Below are 19,091 nucleotides of genomic sequence, written 5' to 3'. Positions count from 1 at the left end.
TAATTAGCCGCGTCCAGATTGCTTTTCTTTGATTTCTGCAAGTGTTTTACAGTCTACGCATAAATCGGCAGTAGGACGTGCTTCTAAGCGACGTATGCCAATTTCGATGCCACAAGACTCACAAAAGCCAAAATCATCTTCTTTAATCAAATTAATTGTTTTTTCAATTTTTTTGATTAATTTACGTTCGCGGTCACGAGTACGAAGTTCTAAAGAGAATTCTTCTTCTTGTGCAGCGCGGTCAACTGGGTCAGGAAAGTTAGCAGCTTCGTCTTGCATGTGCGATTTAGTACGATCAACTTCGTTACGTAAATCGTTACGCCAAGTCTCTAAAATTGCTCTAAAATGAGCACGTTGTGCATCATTCATGTACTCTTCGCCTGGTTTTTCTTGGTATGGTTCTAAACCGGCTTGAGCCAATAAACCATGTTTCTTTTGGTCTGGCATAACTCTCTCCTAAATCCTTAATTTAATGCCTCAGCATTAGCCGGCGGTATAAATAACAGAATCTTATACCCTAGGCAAATTTATTTTTAATTAATCGAATTAGCTTCAACCATGCTTACTGAGTAAAAAGTGTATTAATAGTTTATTTACACTTTTAATTAATTCACATATTCGCTTTCTAAAACTTGCCTTGTTATATGGGCAAAAGCTTTAAAAACAAGTTAATTTTTATAATTCACTTTTTACCACTTTCTATAATTAGAGTACTTTGTAAATTACGCTTAGTTCAATCCCTTGGTTTATTACACTATTCTATAAATGCTATTCTTTTATGAAGTAAGACTCCATTAGCTGAAATTTTGGCTTTGTATGCTAATACTTCAACACCGGCTATTATTGCTTGGCTTAATAACGTGGCGTATTTTTTATCAATATGCGCAGCTGCACTTACGGTATTTATTCCTTCATGTAAAACGGCGAACAGTAATACTGCTCGGTGGCCTTGTTCGATCATTTCTATTAGTTCGCGAATATGTTTTTGCCCGCGCAGTGTTTGCGCATCAGGAAAGTAGCCTTGCCCGCTTTGTGGTGCATCTTCGCTTAATAATGTGACTGATTTAACTTCTACATAGCAATCGGGCTTATTTTCGTCTGTGAGTAAAAAGTCGATACGACTGTTTTCGCTGCCGTACTTAACTTCGCTTTGCAATTGACTGTAATTAAGTAGCTCACTTATCACATTATTGTTTATTGCCTCTTCTACTACTTTATTAGCCACCGCTGTATTTACACAAATAAGCTGCGATAAGTTATTTTGCGTAAGCTCTAATGAATGCGGGTATTTTCGTTTTGTGTTATCGCTCGTTGAATAAAAAGCAGTAAAGCCTGGCTCAGCGCATCCCGTCATTTTACCTGTATTTGCACAGTGGGCGGTAAATTCGCTGCCATCACTTAATTGTAAATCAGCTAAAAAGCGTTTATAGCGCTTTAATAATATGGCCGGTTGCAGCGTTGGCGTGTACTTCATAATAACTTCCAAAGCGTAAACACTGCTCAGCAGTGTGATTTATGTTATTTATCTCAAGCTGTTGGGAACTTAAGCGCTCTATAGTAAACTCGGTGGCACATTTAAGTGCAAGGGAATTCTAACATGAGTGAAAAATTTGTTGTTCAACTAAGCGAACAAGCAGCAGCGAGTCATTGGGGCGATAATGCGTCATTGTCTTTTAACGAGCGTGGTGCAACTGTTCATTTATCTGAGCAAGACACATTAAAAAATGTTCAAAAAGCAGGCCGTACTATCGCAAGCCAAGGCGTTAAAAATGTTGAATTAGCAGGTGATACTTGGTGTACAGAAAGCCAGTGGGCTTTTTATCAAGGCTTTGTAACACCAAAATCGTTAAATGGTGTTGAGTTTGTTGATAACGCACAATCAGATATTAAAGAACTTGCTCACTTAAAAACGTCAGCAATTTGGGCACGTGAAATGGTTAACGGCACTGCCGATGACATTTACCCAGAAAGCCTAGCTGAAAAAGCAGCTGAGTTTATTCAATCATTAGCGCCTGAACACGTAAGTTACCAAATTATTAAAGGTGATGCGTTACTAGAACAACAGTGGATTGGTATTCATGCAGTTGGTCGCGGTAGTGTTCGCCCACCAGTATTGCTTGAGCTTGATTACAACCCAACAGGCGACGAAAATGCACCAGTAAGTGCTGCGCTTGTAGGTAAAGGTATTACGTTTGACTCAGGTGGTTACTCAATTAAATCAAGCGAAGGTATGCTTGGTATGAAGTGCGACATGGGCGGCGCTGCAACAGTAACAGCAGGTTTAGCATTGGCTATTAACCGTGGTATTGAAAAACGTATTAAGCTGTTTTTATGTTGTGCTGAGAACTTAATTTCGGGTCATGCATACAAACTAGGTGACATTCTTACTTACAAAAATGGCACAACAGTTGAAATTGTAAACACGGATGCTGAAGGTCGCTTAGTACTTGCTGATGGCTTAATGGCAGCAGGAGAGACTGGCGCTCCACTTATCATTGATGCAGCAACACTAACTGGAGCAGCGCTTGTTGCTGTTGGCCAAGAGTACAATGCATTATTTGCACTTGATAAAGAACTTGCACGTGAAGTTGAAAGTTTTGCATCTCAAGAAATGGAAGCTGCTTGGCCACTTCCTCTTGAAAAATGGCATCAACAAAACTGCCCATCTCCTTATGCTGATACGGCAAATAGCCGTGCACAAAAGGGTGGCGGTTACGGCGGTGCATCGAATGCTGCAGGCTTTTTATCACGCTTTGTGCCAAACGATGGCAAAGGCTGGGTGCACATAGATTTAGCTGCTGCTTTTAACATGGGCAGTACAAGCCAATGGGCAGCGGGCGCAACAACTCAAGGTATGCGTACGGTTGCTCGTACCCTACAAGAAAAAGCATAATATTTACTAAATTATGCTTTTTACACTAAAAATAGGCACCTTTGGGTGCCTATTTTTTAATTTACAGGCAAGCAATTTTATTTCATTTGCGGTAAAATCCGTCGCCAATACCTGTTTGAGTTTAATTTTTGCTTAACTCTAAGCTGCGCTCAAATCTTATATCCACCACTGGGGTTTCTAATTATGTCAGATAAGTGCTACATCACAGCTCAACAGCTGCTTGAAGATTCGTTCCGCGTAGCGGCACAAGTATACCAAGATGGCTTTCGTCCTGATTTTATTATTGGTATTTGGCGAGGTGGTGCACCGATCGGTATTGCTGTTCAAGAATATTACGATTACAAAGGCATTGAGACTGATCACATTGCAGTACGTACATCGTCTTATTACGGTATTGGTAAGCAATCTAAAGAAATTAAAGTCCACGGCTTGCATTACATTGTTGAGAACGCAAATGCGGGCGACTCATTATTAATTGTTGATGATGTATTTGACTCTGGTCGTAGTATTGTTGCATTAAAAGAAAAGCTTTCAGAGCTTATGCGCTTAAACTTGCCACGTGATATTCGTATTGCATGTCCGTACTACAAGCCAAAAAACTCAAAAGTAGACACTGTTCCAGATTATTATATTCATGAGTCTGAAGAGTGGTTAGTGTTCCCGCATGAACTATCGGGTTTAACACCGGATGAAATTATTGCAGGTAAATCTGATCTTGTGAAAATTCATAACATTTTGCTAGAGAAGTAATCAGTAATTTGTATAAATAGAAAAAGGCCGCTAAGGCCTTTTTTTATGGGTAAATTTTAAATAACTTAAAGTTGAGCAAAGCTATCTACGTATTCACTTAGCTTGGGTATATCGACAGCTTGTAAGCCATCGTTACTTCTAAGTACCAAGCCTTTTTCGACAAGTTCTGTAACAACACGTCTGTAAGCTCGCTCAGTGGTGGCAAAGCGTTCGGCTTCAGCATTTACAGTTGGATAGGCTCTAAGTAGCGTAGGGTTGTTGTTCTCGGCTCTTAGTAAGCAATCTTTGGCTATGTTGTAGCTCAATGGTAGTAGTAGCTTATCTAGATTGATTTTTTGGTTTTCCTGAAATTTAGCCGCAATAGTTTGTGCGGTGTATAAACTCAGTTCTGGTTTTTCCAGCAGCAGAGCACGCCAATGTCTTAATTCAATAAGATTATAAGTTACATCGCTAAAGCACGTTACCGTATAAATACACGGATTATTATTTAGCGCTTCTATTTCACCAATAAGGGTGTTGTTACAATCCAATTGTCCTAACAGCAGGCGTCGTCCATTACCTACGTCGTAACTAAACGACACAGTGCCACTGCGTACAAGCACAAGCTTGCTTAAAGGCTGATCTTGATGGATCAGAACTTCTTTTTTTGATTGTTGATAGCTACTACCGGCAAAGGTTAAAAGCTGATCAACAAGGTAACTAGAAAAATGGTATTGAAACATCAATGTGCTCTTCGGACATTTGTCCTATTTATTACATCTTAATGACGTTAGCATTAAGACACTAAGAATTTACGCTAACTTGCTACTAATATTATTAGCTTTGCTAATAGTATTATTTTACCTTCATTTCCCGTGTAATGATTTAAGAATTTGCTGGTATTTTCCGGCAAACTTTTTCAGGTTTTTAAGCAAGTTAGCTTTTTTATTTTGTTGTAACTTTGCAATACTTATAAGTGCCATAAGTTAGCAGTACATGTAATGCTAACCTAAAGGCTAGGAGAGAACAATTGAGTTGGGAATATTTAGGCTATATTGCATCAGCTTTATTGGTTGCATCGTTAACAATGACAGATGTAGTAAAACTGCGTTGGTACAACATGTTTGGTTGTATTGTATTTACTGCATACGGTGTTGCCATTGGCGCAGTACCTGTTATTTTTACCAACGGCTTATTGTCGCTTGTAAATTTATACCACATTATAAAAATATATCGCCAACCTAAAGTTGAAGGCGCTAAAAGCTAAAATAAGTTAATGATTTCAATTAAAATCAAAACTTCAGTTTTTTGTGCATTCCGGCTTGAAGCGCATATAGATAATCTCATATCACTCTACATAACTTTCCTTTGAACCTTGCTGTAATTTCTTACTTGAAAGATGATTACCTTAGGTTTTAATACGCCGAACGTTAGCTAAATTCTGTTCGCGGATAACAAATATATAAATAAGCGCTTCTAAAAATTCCATTAAAAAATCCGATAGCAGTATACTGCTATCGGATTTTTATCTGTTATACCAACCTGCTTATATGTGGGTCTATTTAATGCTTCAAAGCGCTTAAATATTTATGTAGGTTGTGGTATTTACGCTTTTTCTAAATCTTCAACGTCACCTAAGCCAGCAGTTAGTTCTTCAAGTAATTGCTTTATTTCCTCAGAAGCTAAAATAAAGTCAGCATCAAGTTTTAAAGCCATATCTTCTTTAGGAATATCTGCGTTCTCTTCTTTTAGAGTTTCAGAGTAGCTTAAACGCTTGATAGAGCCATCGTTTTGCAGCATAAACTTAAGGCGTTCTTGCCAATCAAGTGCCAGTTTAGTTACGCGTTTACCACTTTCTAAGTGCGATTTAACCTCATCACATGCCAGATCATGGCCTTTTAGTTTTACTTGTGCACCACTGTCGTCAGCTTCTTCAAGCTCAGCGTCAGAGCCAATAGCAAAGCCTTCTGGTGTACTAAAGTTAGTTAACCAATCAGTTAAGAATACATCTAGGTCGTAGTTAGCAAACGCAGGTACAACTGGGAGCGTTCCTAACGATTTACGAAGTAGTGCCAGTAGCTCTTCAGCTTTATTAAAGCTGCCACTATTTACAACCACCCAGCCATTTTCTTGGTCAATAAAGGCAAATTGTAAGCTCGACTTTTTAAATGCCTGGGGTAGAAGGGTATGAAGAATGTTTTCTTTTAATTCGTCTTTTTCTTTCTTTTTAACAGGGCGGTTTTCTTCGGCTTCTATCTGATCAATTTTCTCAGCAACTAGTTCGTTGATAACAGAAGCTGGGAGTACTTTTTCTTCACGTTTTGCGCAAACTAAAATACTTTTTTGAGAAAAATGCGATAGTGTTTCGCCATGCTTTCCAAACGCTTTCGTCCAACCAAATGTTGCAAGCTCTTGACCAGTACATGGGCGAAATAAATCTTGCTCTAATGCTTTATCAAAATCTTCTTGGGTGTATGAAACGTCTTGCTTAAAGCGGTAACAAATAAGGTTACTAAACCACATAGGGGAATTGATCCATTTGAAAAATTTGTCCAATCATAGCAATAAAAACACCATCTCGAAATGACTGATTTGTTACTAGGGCGTGTTGAACTTTATGGATTGAAATTTGTTCAATCCAAGGAAGATTAAATCGCGGCGCGAGGTTTGTAATCTAGTGGGCTCGGTAACTGCTCCTGCGTTACCCTACTGGCTTACATCCATGTAAGAATAAGTAAAAACCGAGCAAAGCTTCCGCGTCCTGCTCACGCCCCTTACCTACATCCATGTAGGTAACAAAGAGTTAATCGTCCCTAGATCGAGCTCAAAGGGCAGCGCATGTTTGGTATTTATGCTGTGTTATCGCCTATTTATGGGGAGTAACCACACTACATAGGCTCTGCCTTGCCTAAAAACCAAACATGTTGCTGCAAATTCAACTACCAAAGATCAACACGCCTTAATAAATTTAATGCATATACTTTTTTTTATTCATATTTATCAAAAATAGGCATTGGCTTAGCCATGTTCTTTGGAAATTGAATATAGTAACGCAGACCTTTGCCAGGTTCACTCGTTGCATCAATAGATCCACTAAGAGTTTGTTTAACTAAATTAAACATTATATGGGTACCTAATCCGCTTCCGCCTTCATCGCGTTTAGTCGTAAAGAATGGGTCAAACAACTTTTTCAATTGCTCACTGGTAACTCCGTTACCGTCATCTTTGTAATCAATCGTTAAGTTAGTGTCATCTGCACTTATTTTGATATCCATCACACCGTTGCTTTTACCTTCAAAGCCATGAATGAGTGAATTCATTATTAAGTTAGTAAAAATTTGGCTGATGGCACCTGCAGGTAAATTTAAAACTAAATCATCAGGGCATTCTAATTTTATTGTATGAGATGTCTTTTTTAGTTTTGGATGCAGTGAGCGTATTACTTCGTTAGTGTAATCTTTAAAGTTAATAGTTCTTACAGCTTCACTGGCCTGATCTACCGCTATTTGCTTAAAGCTAGCAATAAGCTCTGAGGCTCTATCTAAGTTAGTGGTTAACAAGCTTGTACTTTGTTTTGCTTCGTTAATAAATTCTTCTAGTGCTTTTGGTGAAAGTGTTTTTTCACTATAAGCACTTTCGAGTTTATTTAAGCGTTCTTGCAAAAACGATATTGCCGTTACACCTATCCCAATAGGGGTGTTAATATCATGCGTAATACCCGCCACAAGTCCGCCTAGTGCTGCCATCTTCTCTGTGCCTAATAAACGTTCCTGTGCAAGGCTTAATTCTTCTATATAACGCTGAGATTCAGTTTGCTTTGAAATTAGCTCTTGCTCTGTGCTGCGTCGTAAATCTATTTCTTCAGTGAGCACAATTTTTTGCTTTTCAAGTTCGTATTTTTGCTGTTGTAATTCCATCATTGCTTGGCTTAAGTTTGATGTTTTACGGGCTACGTCTTGCTCAAGTTGTATGTTGTGATGATCGAGCTTTTCGTTACTAATAATGAGTTCTTTTTGGGTGTGCTCAAGCTCTTTTCTGTACTGAACCACTTTATCTATTAGTTTGTTAAACGACTGCTCCATTACTTTTAGTTCGTTATGCTCCTCTGTTTCTATTTCGATGTGTTGTCCTTCTAGCTCATCTAATTCTAGGTTTTCTAGTTGCTCAGTAAGCTCAGCTAAGGGATCTGTAAGAAGCTTTCTAAATGCCATTAAAAATAAAATGATTAAAAAGGTAGTTTTAATCATCGCATTACCAATCAAAAAGTAGATTGATACCATAATTCGGCTTAAAACAACTTCTCGGCTAGAGAACAAGGTAACGTCGCCCACTTGGGTAGCACGGCCAGAAAATTCAAAAATAAGTGGAAAGGTGTAACCAAACAGACCGGATTTCGCGTCTTCTAAAATAGCTTCTTCTTGTACTAACTGTTGGTTATATAGCTTATGTATGTCGAGCGAGCGCCCTAACTGTGAAATAATTTCGCCGCTGTCGTCTCGAACAATAATCCCTTCAATCATGGGAATGGCGAGTAAACCTTCTGCTGTTGTAATTGTTTGCTTGGTATTAAGCTCCCAAATTGCACGTGTTAAGCTACGACTAAAGGTTTTTTGTAATGTACTTAATTCATCACGTATATAGTCTTTAGTATTGAGATATTCAGCAAGCACCTGTCCGCAAGTCACTACGAAGGTAAGCAAAAAATAAACGGATAAAACGCTTGTTAGCAGCTTCTTAGAAAGGCTTTTTTGTAACATGAGTGACTTGTTCATCCTTTGTTATTTTTGTAACGTTACTATTGTAATTTAAAAGTTAGTCAATAAACCTCTAAAAATAAATAAAAAAGTTAAAATTTAATAAGATAAATCTAATTAAATAGGTATGTAGTATTAATGTAATTAAACTCAGCTATGAATTAGTAAATTTGTTAGACGTTAAGTTTTGTAAGTTTGATTAGAATTTAGTTTCGTTAATCATATTTAAATGAGTTAATTCTATATTTATCATTGCATTGAATTATTAATGCGCTAAGTATTTAGATGCGTGTTAAAGTGTCCTGAGTGCAAAGAAAGATGGTCTTTTAATAACTTTGATGGTTGTGTAGTAGTAAACATGATGAAATTTTCGATATTAGTCTGTGATGATTCTGCTGTTGCTCGTAAACAAGTCGTGCGGTGTTTAAATGAGTGTATAGACGCAGATATACAACAAGCTATAAATGGAGCAAACGCCCTCGATCTTTTAAGAGCACAAAACTTTGATTTACTGTGCCTAGACCTCACCATGCCAGAGGTTGATGGTATACAAGTACTTGAAACTATAAAAACAGAAAAAATAGAGTGCTTTGTGTTGGTTATTTCTGCTGATATTCAGGAGAAAATGAAGAAACGAGTCGCCCAACTTGGCGCAATTGATTTTATTGATAAACCTATTAATAAATCAAGCTTGAATAAAATATTGCATAAATTTGGCATTCATTAGGTTTTTTCATGTTAAAAAAGGCTGTTTTATCTTTTAATTTAGGGTTGACAGCATAGCCTTTGTTAAGGCAGTCTTAACATATGAAAACAATTAATCGCGTACTGACCATTATTATTACAACCATCATTCTTACTGGATAGTGGCATAGGTCGGTGCAACAAATTTAAAGGCCTGTGTTCACTTAGAACACAGGCCTTTTTTCGTTTTATGGGATGAGGAACATAAACAATGCGAGTTTTAAAATTTGGTGGGTCTTCACTTGCCGATTATGCATGCTTACAACAGGTAGCTCAGTTAGTTAAAGCACAGTTAAAAGATGAAATGTTATTGGTGCTTTCTGCTCCAGGTGGAATGACCGATTCGCTAGTTGCACTTGCAAGTGCTACAGAGCAAGGCTTAGATTTTTCGCAGCAATGGCAAGCATTAGCGAGTCGCTGTGAAGGCCTAAAAGCTGACGTTGAAAAAAGTGGCGTAGTAGTTACAAGCTGGCCAGACCTAAGGGAACTTAAAAATAAATTAGATGGCGTGTCGCTTATACAGTGTTGCCCTGATCAAGTTCGCGCATTTGTAATTAGCTTTGGAGAGCGCGTTAGCGTTTCTTTGATGCAGGCTTTATTGAGCTCACAAGATGCAAGGTACTTAGAAGCAACAAGCTGTATTGCTTCAACTGGTGGCTACATTGATGCAGAAGCTGATTTAGTGGCAAGTAAAGCTCGCTTTCAAGCTGTGCTTAAAGAAAACCCTGCAACTATTTATATTATGCCTGGTTTTACGGCGAGTAATGATAAAGGTGAGCTTACAACGCTTGGCCGTAATGGTTCAGATTACTCAGCAGCTATTGCTGCGGCATGTTTAGAAGCTGAGATTTGCCAAATTTGGACTGACGTTGATGGCGTATATAGCGCTGATCCTCGTTATATTAAAAAAGCCACTAAAGTAGATTTTTTATCTTATAAAGAAGCGATGGAGCTTTCTTACTTTGGTGCAAAAGTACTTCACCCAAAAACAATTTTACCGTGTGCTAAAGCAGGCGTGCCATGTGAAATTAAAAATACGCATAACCCAGACGCACAAGGCTCATTAATTGGTAACGATTATTCATCTGATGAGCCCGTAAAAGCGCTTTCTAGCTTACAAGACCTTGCAATGTTAACTGTTTCAGGCCCAGGCATGAAAGGTAAAGTAGGCATGGCGTCTAAGGTATTTAACGCGCTTGCTCACGATAACGTATCAATTGTATTGATCACGCAATCATCATGTGAATTTAGTATTAGTTTTTGTGTGCACGAAACAGACCTAGCACTTGCACTCGATGCGCTACAAACTGCATTTGAGCTTGAATTACAAGCAGGGCTTATTGAGCCTGTACAAGTACAGCGTAATTTAGCCATTGTTACTTTAGTGGGCGACAACATGCGCGCACACCGTGGCTTAGCGGCTAAGTTTTTTGCATCGCTTGCACAAGCGCAAGTAAATATTGTGGCAATTGCACAGGATTCTACAGAAAGTGCTATTTCTGCGGTAATTGATGGTGAGTTATGTAATGACGCTGTAAAAATATGCCATGAAAACTTTTTCACGCATGTGCCGTCAATTGATGTGTTTTTACTAGGTTGTGGCTTAGTAGGGCAAGAGCTTATTAATCAGCTTGAGCGCCAGCAAGCTTGGCTTGAAAAGCGTAATATTAAACTTAACTTGTATGGTGTTGCTAACTCTCGTCAATTACACCTTGATAACGAAGGCATCGCTTTTAGTGATTGGCAGCAAAAATTGGCCTCATCTGAGCAAGCATTTGATTTAAAATTAGTAGAGCAATTTGTTAAGCAAAACCACTTAGTGAATCCGGTATTAGTAGATTGTACATCTTCAGATGCACTTGCTGCGCAGTATGTAGACTTTTTAAATGCAGGTTTTCATGTGGTTGCAGCTAATAAAAAAGCGACAACAAGCTCATACACGTATTACCAAGATTTAATAGCTGCTACGCAAAAGAATAATCGTAAATTTTTATACGAAACTAACGTTGGTGCAGGTTTACCAGTAATCGATAACTTACAGTCATTATTTGGTGCAGGTGATGAGTTACTAGAGTTTAGCGGTATTTTATCAGGCTCACTTTCGTATATGTTTGGCGCACTTCAAGATGGTTTATCACTTTCTGAGGCAACTATTAAAGCTAAAGAAAGCGGTTTTACTGAGCCAGATCCTCGTGATGATTTATCGGGTACCGATGTAGCACGTAAGTTACTGATCATTGCTCGCGAAGCCGGTATGAAGTTGGAGCTAAGCGATATTGAAGTTGAGTCAGTATTACCACAAGGTTTTGCACAAGGTGATAGCGTTGATGAGTTTATGGCAAAACTACCAAGCCTAGATGCTGATTTTAATGACCGCATTCAAAGTGCTGCGAGCGAAGGAAAGGTACTTCGTTATGTAGGTACAATTAAAGAAGGTCACTGTAAAGTAGGTATTGAGGCTGTTGATGAAAAACATGCGCTTAATGTAATTCGCGATGGCGAAAACGCGCTTGCTATTTTAAGCCAATACTACCAGCCACGTCCGTTTGTAATTCGTGGTTATGGTGCCGGCTCTGAAGTAACAGCAGCGGGTGTATTTGCTGATATTTTAAAAACGCTATCGCGCTAGGAGCTCGTTATGATTGAAGTATATGCTCCGGCGTCTATTGGTAATTTTGCAGTAGGTTTTGATGCACTTGGCGCAGCGCTTGCGCCAATTGATGGTAGTTTATTAGGCGATGTAGCCGTTGTAAGTGCAGCACCAAGTGACGAATTTATTTGTACTGGCGACTACGCTCACAAGTTACCAAGTGATGCGAATGAAAACTTAGCGTACCAGTGTTTAGTACATTTTAGAGTGCATGTTGCGCCTGATATGCCAAGCGTAAAGCTCGAGCTTAAAAAGAATTTACCAATTGGATCTGGACTTGGTTCTAGTGCATGCTCGGTCGTGGCTACCTTTGCTGCCCTTGATAAGTTTGCACAAACTAACTTAAGTCGGGTTGAGCTTATTGAGCTTATGGCTGACTTTGAAGCTGTAGTGAGCGGTGGTCGTCATTACGACAACATCACGCCATGCTATTTAGGTGGTTTGCAATTAACAGGTGATTTAATCCCTGATAAATCGATTGCACTGCCTGTTGATGAAAATTGGTACTACGTTGCTGCGTTCCCTGGTTTTTCACTCAACACTGCAAAAGCGCGCTCGGTTTTACCAAAAGAGTTGAGCATGCATGCAAGTGTTGAGTTTGCACAGCGTTTATCGGCATTTAGTAGCTTACTGTTGACTAATCGTTTTGACGATGCGCTGAGCATAATGAAAGATGAAATAGCAGAACCTTACCGCGCACCGCTTATTAAAGGTTTTAGTGAAGCCAAAGCAAGCTTACCAGCGTTGGGCGCTGAAATAGTGAGTATTTCGGGCGCAGGACCTACCTTGTTTAGTGTATGTAAAACACTTGAAGCTGCAAAGCAATGCGCGCAGTGGTTAGAGGCAAATTACATTAACGAGCAAGGCTTTTGCCACATTTGTAAATTAGATAACGACGGCACGCGTCAATTAACAGTTTTATAGGATAGGTAGTCATGCAATTACATAATTTAAAAGATAGCTCACAAAAAGTGTCGTTCGTTGAAGCCGTAAAAACAGGTTTGGGTCGTAATCAAGGTGTGTTTTTCCCAGAATCCCTTGCCCCACTGTCCGATGTTGATGCATTGCTTGATATGGACTTTGTTACACGCAGTGGCAAAATATTATCTCACCTAATTGGTGATGAGCTGCCAAGCGACACTGTGGCACAAATGGTTAAAAATGCATTTAACTTTCCAGTTAAGCTGGTGGAAGTTGAAGAGAATACATACTGCTTAGAGTTGTTTCATGGTCCTACGCTTGCGTTTAAAGACTTTGGTGGTCGCTTTATGGCTGAGTGTTTAGCGCAATTTAATAAAGATGAAAAAGTAACTATTTTAACTGCAACATCGGGCGATACTGGTGCAGCCGTTGCGCATGCTTTTTATAACAAGCCGAATATCGATGTTGTCATCTTATATCCTAAAGGCAAAATTTCACTTGCTCAGCAAAAGCTATTTACTACGTTAGGTAACAATATTCATTGTTACGCAGTTGATGGCAGTTTTGATGATTGCCAAGAGTTGGTTAAAAATGCCTTTTTAGATGAAGAAGTTAAATCAACACTTGGGCTTAATTCTGCTAATTCAATTAATATTAGCCGTTTAGTTGCTCAGGTTTGTTATTACTTTGAGGCCATTGCACAACTACCAAAAGAAAAACGCGCTACAGCGCATATATCAGTGCCAAGTGGCAACTTTGGTAATGTATGTGCTGCAATGATTGGTGCGGTTATTGGCTTACCTGTAGGTAAATTAAGTGCAACAACCAACCAAAATGATACTGTGCCGCGCTTTATGCTTGATAAAACCTGGACGCCAAACGCAACACTTGAGTCGCTTTCAAATGCAATGGATGTAAGTAAGCCAAACAACTGGCCGCGTGTGCAAACAATGTTAGATAATAACTGGTTTAGCTACGATAACTTTTATTCAACTAGCGTAAACGAGGAAGACACGCAATCGGTGATGAAAAAAATTCAACAAACGGGTTATGTTGCAGAGCCTCACACTGCTATTGCGTACCAAGGTCTTGTTGAAAATCGAGCGCCAGGGGCCGCGGGTATCTTTTTAGCCACAGCTCACCCTGCTAAGTTTAAAGAAAGCGTAGAGGGTATTTTAAATATTGAATTAGGTATGCCAAAACCACTTAGCGACGCACTAGCAAAACCATGCCTAGCAAGCGATATAAAGGCCGATTACGACGCATTACGTACAGAAATACTTGCTAAACTTGGCTAAGTTAATTAATTCAAAAAGGCGGTTAAGCCGCCTTTTTTTATAACTTTAGGCTATTAAAGCTAGTGAATTGCATTTACTAATTAAATGTAGGAAATAGCATTCATTTAAAATCGTTATGGTTTTATAAGAAAATATCATCTTAAAAAGTCTGTGAAATAGTTTCAATCCCTGTTTAAATATCCTCAACTTAAGAGCGTAGGCAAAGAGTCGTTTAAAGCGTACAATAAAGCCTCTAAAAAAACACCATACACGTTGCCCTAGGAGACCCCAATGTTAGAACGTAGCATGAATATTTCGGATTTTGATCCAGAGTTATTTGACGCGATAAACAAAGAAACTGCTCGCCAAGAAGAGCACATTGAACTAATCGCTTCAGAAAACTACTGTAGCCCACGCGTACTAGAAGCGCAGGGTTCACAGCTTACAAATAAATACGCAGAAGGTTACCCTGGTAAACGTTATTATGGCGGTTGTGAGCATGTTGATGTTGTTGAACAATTAGCAATTGACCGTGCTAACGAGTTATTTGGTTCTGACTACGCAAACGTACAGCCACATGCTGGTTCGCAAGCTAATGCTGCTGTTTTTCTAGCGCTATTAGAAGCAGGCGACACTGTACTTGGTATGAGCTTAGCTCATGGTGGTCACTTAACTCACGGATCACACGTAAGTTTCTCTGGTAAGCTTTACAATGCAATTCAATACGGACTAGATGAAACAACGGGCGAAATTGATTACGCACAGGTTGAAGCGCTAGCACTTGAGCATAAACCAAAGATGATCATTGGTGGTTTTTCAGCATACTCAGGTATTGTTGATTGGGCTAAATTCCGTGAAATTGCTGACAAAGTAGGTGCTTACCTGTTTGTTGATATGGCTCACGTTGCAGGTTTAATTGCGGCAGGCGTTTACCCAAGCCCAGTTCCTCATGCACATGTTGTAACTACAACTACGCATAAAACACTTGCTGGTCCTCGTGGTGGTTTAATTATCTCTGCATGTGGCGACGAAGCTATCTATAAAAAGCTTAACAGCGCAGTTTTTCCTGGTGGTCAAGGCGGTCCTTTATGTCATGTTATTGCAGCAAAAGCAGTGGCATTTAAAGAAGCGCTTCAACCAGAGTTTAAAACATACCAAACACAAGTTGTTAAAAATGCACAAGTAATGGTTGCTGTTATGCAAGAGCGCGGCTACAAAATCGTATCTGACAAAACTGAAAACCACTTATTCCTACTCGATTTAATCGATAAAGATATTACTGGTAAAGATGCAGATGCAGCCCTTGGTAACGCTAACATCACAGTTAATAAAAACTCAGTGCCAAACGATCCACGTTCTCCGTTTGTAACATCTGGTTTGCGTATTGGTTCTCCTGCAATTACTCGTCGTGGTTTTAAAGAAGAAGAATCAAAAGAGCTTGCTGGCTGGATTTGTGACGTACTAGATAACATCACTGATGAATCTGTACAGGCGCAAGTTAAAGAAAAAGTAAAAGCTATTTGTGCAAAATTACCTGTATACGCTTAATTGCATAAGCAGTAGTAATTTAGATCACAACTGTTTAGTTTTTTGCTAAGATAAAAGGCCGCTATTTAGCGGTCTTTTTTGTTTTAAAACGGAAGTACCGAGCTATGCATTGCCCATTTTGTACCGCAAAAGATACTAAAGTTATTGATTCTCGCCTAGTCGGCGGAGGCCACCAAGTTCGCAGGCGCCGTGAGTGCAACGACTGCCACGAGCGCTTTACTACATTTGAAGGCGCTGAACTGGTTATGCCTCGTGTTATTAAACAAGACGGCAGCCGCGAACCATTTAACGAAGATAAATTATTAAATGGCTTAAATCGCGCACTCGAAAAACGTCCAGTGAGCACAGAGCAAGTAGATGAAGTGGTGAATATAATAAAATCGCAGTTGCGTGCTACAGGCGAACGAGAAATTTCAAGCCATTTGGTGGGTGAGTGCATTATGGAAGCCCTCAAAAAGCTCGATAAAGTAGCGTACGTAAGATTTGCCTCTGTTTATCGATCGTTTGAAGATATACGCGAATTTGGCGAAGAAATTGCCCGTTTAGGGGAGTAACAATGCAAAGCCAAACTACTTTTACCGAACATGATGAAATGTATATGGCACGCGCCATAGAACTTGCCAAAAAAGGGCGATTTACTACAACGCCTAATCCTAATGTTGGCTGTGTATTAGTTAAAAATAATCAAATAATTGGTGAGGGTTTTCATCAATTAGCAGGTCAAGGCCATGCTGAAGTAAATGCACTGGCTGTCGCTGGAAAAAATGCACAAGGTGCAACGGCTTATGTAACGCTTGAACCATGTAGTCATTATGGCCGTACGCCACCGTGCGCCGAAGGCTTAAAAGCTGCCGGTGTGGTAAAAGTAATTGCCGCTATGGTAGATACAAACCCACAAGTTGCTGGCAAAGGCCTTAAAATACTGAGCGATGCCGGTATTGACGTTGCTTATGGGTTACTCGAATCACAAGCGCGAGCACTTAACGTTGGCTTTTTTAAGCGAATGGAACAAGGCTTACCTTATGTGACCTGTAAAATGGCAGCAAGTATAGATGGTAAAACAGCCCTTAAAAATGGGCAAAGTAAGTGGATCACAAGTCCTGCGGCTCGACAAGACGTACAATTATACCGAGCGCAAAGCTGTGCTATTTTAACCGGTGCCGATACAGTGTTAGTCGATGATGCTAAACTTAATGTGCGATTAAGTGAGTTACCGTGCACACTACCTACAGATTTGCCGCTTCGCCAGCCTGTGCGTGTTATAATTGACTCTCAAAACCGTTTAACACCTGACCTTGCTTTATTTGAAATCCAAAGTGATGTAATAATATTTACGACTAAGGTTGATAAATCATTGCAATGGCCGCATTTTGTAAAGCATATTGAAGTCAGTGAAAGTAACGGTAAAGTTGATTTACAAGCCGTTTTAGAAAAACTTGGGCAACTGCAGTTTAATAATGTTTGGCTTGAAGCTGGCGCAACACTTGCTGGTAAAATGACAGAGCTTAATTTAGTTGACGAGTTTGTTTTTTATTTAGCGCCTAAACTAATGGGCCATGATGCAAAAAGTTTAGTTAATTTTCCTGAATTGACGAGTATGCAAAACACCGTTGATTTAACATTTAATGAATGTGCGCGCATTGGTGACGATTTACGTATCACCGCGTCAAAACTCATTAAAATCACTTAATAAAAAGAGTAGTGCTATGTTTACTGGGATAATAGAAGCCACAGGCAAAATTGCTTTATTACAAAAAAAACAAGGCGACTTAGCCATTCGTATCCAAAGTGCTGATCTTGATATGACAGACGTAAAGTTAGGTGACAGCATTGCAACTAATGGTGTTTGCTTAACTGTAGTTGATAAACATATTGATGGTTTTAGTGCGGATTTATCTAATGAGACGATTAGTTTGACCGGTTTTGCTCACTATGCTTTAGGACAAACGGTGAATCTTGAAAAAGCCATGCAACCTGTTTCTCGTTTAGGCGGTCATTTAGTATCTGGCCATGTTGATGGTATCGCAACGATTACAAGTATTACAGCAAACGCCAGAGCAACAGAATATTGGCTTACAACTGACGAAAATTTAATGAAATACATTCCGTACAAAGGTTCGGTATGTATTGATGGTATAAGCCTGACAGTAAACGCTGTAGAGGGTAATAAATTCAAATTAACAATTGTCCCACACACGAGTGAGCAAACCACAATTGCTCATTTTAAAGTAGGTACTCAAGTTAATTTAGAAGTCGATCAAATTGCACGTTATTTAGAGCGCCTTATAAAGGGTGCAGAGCAACCAACGGGCTCTGATATTTCGATGAGCTTACTCGCTAAAGCGGGTTTTATTAAATAACGAAACTGACAACTTACACGAGCAAATTTATGAATTTACACAGTGCGCAAGAAATCATCGACGATATTAAAGCCGGTAAAATGGTTATTTTAATGGATGATGAAGATAGAGAAAATGAAGGCGATTTAATAATAGCTGCTGAGCATATTAGCGCAGAAGCGATTAATTTCATGGCTACCCATGGCCGTGGTTTAATTTGTTTAACCATGACGCAAGAGCGTTGCGAGCAACTTGATTTACCGTTAATGGTTAAAAACAATGGTGCAGCATTTTCGACTAACTTTACAATGTCGATAGAAGCATCAAAAGGTGTTACAACCGGTATTTCAGCAGCAGATAGAGCGCGTACAGTGCAAGCGGCTATAGCTAAAGGCGCAGTCCCAAGTGATATTGTTCAGCCTGGTCATATTTTTCCTATTATGGCGCAACCTGGTGGCGTATTAACTCGCGCAGGACACACTGAAGCTGGCTGTGATTTAGCGCGTTTAGCTGGGCTTGAAGCATCATCTGTTATTGTTGAAATACTTAATGCTGACGGCACTATGGCACGTCGCCCTGATTTAGAAGTTTTTGCGAAAGAGCACGATATTAAAATTGGCACCATTGCTGATTTAATCGAATACCGCAACTTAAACGAAACAACAATTGAGCAAGTAGCAAAATGTAAGTTACCAACTGTTCATGGTGAATTTGATTTAGTTACTTACAAAGACACAATTGACGGCCAATTACATTACGTATTACTCAAAGGCGATATAAAAGATCAAGAGCCGACAAATGTGCGTGTACATTTGCAAAGTACCTTTAATGATATTCTACTTTCAGACAGAAGTGCTGACCGTAGCTGGGGTCTTTCTGAAGCAATGGCTTATATCGCTAAAAATGAAGGTGCTTTAGTTATTTTAGGTAAGCAAGAAAGCACTGAAGAGTTAGAGGCAACTGTGAAAGCATTTGCAGCAGCTGATGCTGGCCAAAGCGTTACGCCACGTAAATTCAAAGGTACATCTCGTACTGTTGGCGTAGGTTCGCAAATACTTGCCGATCTTGGAATTAAACAAATGCGATTAATGAGTCGCCCCAAAAAGTACCATGCACTTTCGGGCTTTCATTTAGAAGTTGTTGATTACGTTGAGCCACAATAAGCATCACGCTTAAACTAGGCTATTATTTTATTTTTATGGTATGATGCGCAGCAATTTTTGCGCAATCGCAACC

17 protein-coding genes are annotated in these 19,091 nt (G+C 39.3%); 12 read left to right on the top strand and 5 right to left on the bottom strand.

Annotated features, from left to right (window positions below):
* Nucleotides 1-3: 3 nt before the first annotated feature.
* Both dksA and sfsA read right to left on the bottom strand, forming a co-directional pair.
* The gene (gene dksA, locus H5120_RS06850) at nt 4-447 is read right to left on the bottom strand and encodes an RNA polymerase-binding protein DksA (RefSeq protein WP_002962671.1); all 444 of its coding nucleotides are present in this window, start codon (nt 445-447) and stop codon (nt 4-6) included.
* Nucleotides 448-754: 307 nt separating this feature from the next.
* Complete coding sequence (sfsA, locus tag H5120_RS06845; RefSeq protein WP_182673946.1) at nt 755-1,474, bottom strand: DNA/RNA nuclease SfsA; 720 nt, start codon at nt 1,472-1,474, stop codon at nt 755-757.
* Nucleotides 1,475-1,597: 123 nt separating this feature from the next.
* Between sfsA and pepB the strand changes: the two genes are divergently transcribed.
* Complete coding sequence (pepB, locus tag H5120_RS06840; protein WP_002962668.1) at nt 1,598-2,893, top strand: aminopeptidase PepB; 1,296 nt, start codon at nt 1,598-1,600, stop codon at nt 2,891-2,893.
* A 183-nt stretch (nt 2,894-3,076) separates the two neighbouring features.
* On the top strand, nt 3,077-3,643 hold the full coding sequence (locus H5120_RS06835) for a phosphoribosyltransferase (protein WP_182673945.1): 567 nt from the start codon (nt 3,077-3,079) through the stop codon (nt 3,641-3,643).
* A 65-nt stretch (nt 3,644-3,708) separates the two neighbouring features.
* Here H5120_RS06835 and H5120_RS06830 read toward each other — a convergent pair whose 3' ends face one another.
* On the bottom strand, nt 3,709-4,365 hold the full coding sequence (locus H5120_RS06830) for a Crp/Fnr family transcriptional regulator (protein WP_002962665.1): 657 nt from the start codon (nt 4,363-4,365) through the stop codon (nt 3,709-3,711).
* Between the two features lie 287 nt (nt 4,366-4,652).
* On the opposite strand from H5120_RS06830, the gene H5120_RS06825 reads away from it, so the two are divergent.
* Entirely contained in the window at nt 4,653-4,889 is a 237-nt protein-coding gene (locus tag H5120_RS06825) for a YgjV family protein (RefSeq protein WP_182673944.1), read from the top strand.
* A gap of 338 nt (nt 4,890-5,227) precedes the next feature.
* On the opposite strand, the gene rdgC is transcribed toward H5120_RS06825, so the two are convergent.
* Entirely contained in the window at nt 5,228-6,145 is a 918-nt protein-coding gene (gene rdgC, locus H5120_RS06820) for a recombination-associated protein RdgC (RefSeq protein WP_002962662.1), read from the bottom strand.
* A gap of 464 nt (nt 6,146-6,609) precedes the next feature.
* Entirely contained in the window at nt 6,610-8,379 is a 1,770-nt protein-coding gene (locus tag H5120_RS06815) for a sensor histidine kinase (protein ID WP_033021661.1), read from the bottom strand.
* A 355-nt stretch (nt 8,380-8,734) separates the two neighbouring features.
* Here H5120_RS06815 and H5120_RS06810 point away from each other — a divergent pair, with 355 nt between their 5' ends.
* The 9 genes from H5120_RS06810 (at nt 8,735) to ribBA (ending at nt 19,018) form a co-directional block, all read left to right on the top strand.
* Nucleotides 8,735-9,103, top strand: coding sequence for a response regulator (locus H5120_RS06810; RefSeq protein WP_182673943.1), 369 nt, complete (start codon nt 8,735-8,737; stop codon nt 9,101-9,103).
* A gap of 228 nt (nt 9,104-9,331) precedes the next feature.
* Complete coding sequence (gene thrA / locus H5120_RS06805) at nt 9,332-11,749, top strand: bifunctional aspartate kinase/homoserine dehydrogenase I (RefSeq protein WP_182673942.1); 2,418 nt, start codon at nt 9,332-9,334, stop codon at nt 11,747-11,749.
* A gap of 9 nt (nt 11,750-11,758) precedes the next feature.
* Nucleotides 11,759-12,694, top strand: a complete 936-nt coding sequence (gene thrB, locus H5120_RS06800; protein WP_182673941.1) for a homoserine kinase — start codon at nt 11,759-11,761, stop codon at nt 12,692-12,694.
* An 11-nt stretch (nt 12,695-12,705) separates the two neighbouring features.
* Nucleotides 12,706-13,989 carry a threonine synthase gene (gene thrC, locus H5120_RS06795; protein ID WP_039490421.1) on the top strand — a complete coding sequence of 428 codons (1,284 nt, stop codon included), beginning with the start codon at nt 12,706-12,708 and terminating at the stop codon, nt 13,987-13,989.
* 270 nt (nt 13,990-14,259) lie between these two features.
* On the top strand, nt 14,260-15,516 hold the full coding sequence (gene glyA / locus H5120_RS06790; RefSeq protein WP_182673940.1) for a serine hydroxymethyltransferase: 1,257 nt from the start codon (nt 14,260-14,262) through the stop codon (nt 15,514-15,516).
* 104 nt (nt 15,517-15,620) lie between these two features.
* Nucleotides 15,621-16,070, top strand: a complete 450-nt coding sequence (gene nrdR, locus H5120_RS06785; protein WP_002961761.1) for a transcriptional regulator NrdR — start codon at nt 15,621-15,623, stop codon at nt 16,068-16,070.
* A gap of 2 nt (nt 16,071-16,072) precedes the next feature.
* The gene (gene ribD, locus H5120_RS06780; RefSeq protein ID WP_182673939.1) at nt 16,073-17,206 is read left to right on the top strand and encodes a bifunctional diaminohydroxyphosphoribosylaminopyrimidine deaminase/5-amino-6-(5-phosphoribosylamino)uracil reductase RibD; all 1,134 of its coding nucleotides are present in this window, start codon (nt 16,073-16,075) and stop codon (nt 17,204-17,206) included.
* Nucleotides 17,207-17,222: 16 nt separating this feature from the next.
* The gene (locus tag H5120_RS06775; protein WP_002961757.1) at nt 17,223-17,876 is read left to right on the top strand and encodes a riboflavin synthase; all 654 of its coding nucleotides are present in this window, start codon (nt 17,223-17,225) and stop codon (nt 17,874-17,876) included.
* A gap of 29 nt (nt 17,877-17,905) precedes the next feature.
* Nucleotides 17,906-19,018: a bifunctional 3,4-dihydroxy-2-butanone-4-phosphate synthase/GTP cyclohydrolase II gene (gene ribBA / locus H5120_RS06770; RefSeq protein ID WP_182673938.1), complete on the top strand. Its 1,113-nt coding sequence runs from the start codon at nt 17,906-17,908 to the stop codon at nt 19,016-19,018.
* Nucleotides 19,019-19,091: the final 73 nt, after the last annotated feature.

The organism is Pseudoalteromonas sp. SR43-2, assembly GCF_014163885.1.
Classification (GTDB): Bacteria; Pseudomonadota; Gammaproteobacteria; order Enterobacterales; family Alteromonadaceae; genus Pseudoalteromonas; species Pseudoalteromonas distincta.
The sequence above is the reverse complement of the archived record's forward strand: the minus strand, read 5'-3'. Positions and strand labels throughout refer to the sequence as shown.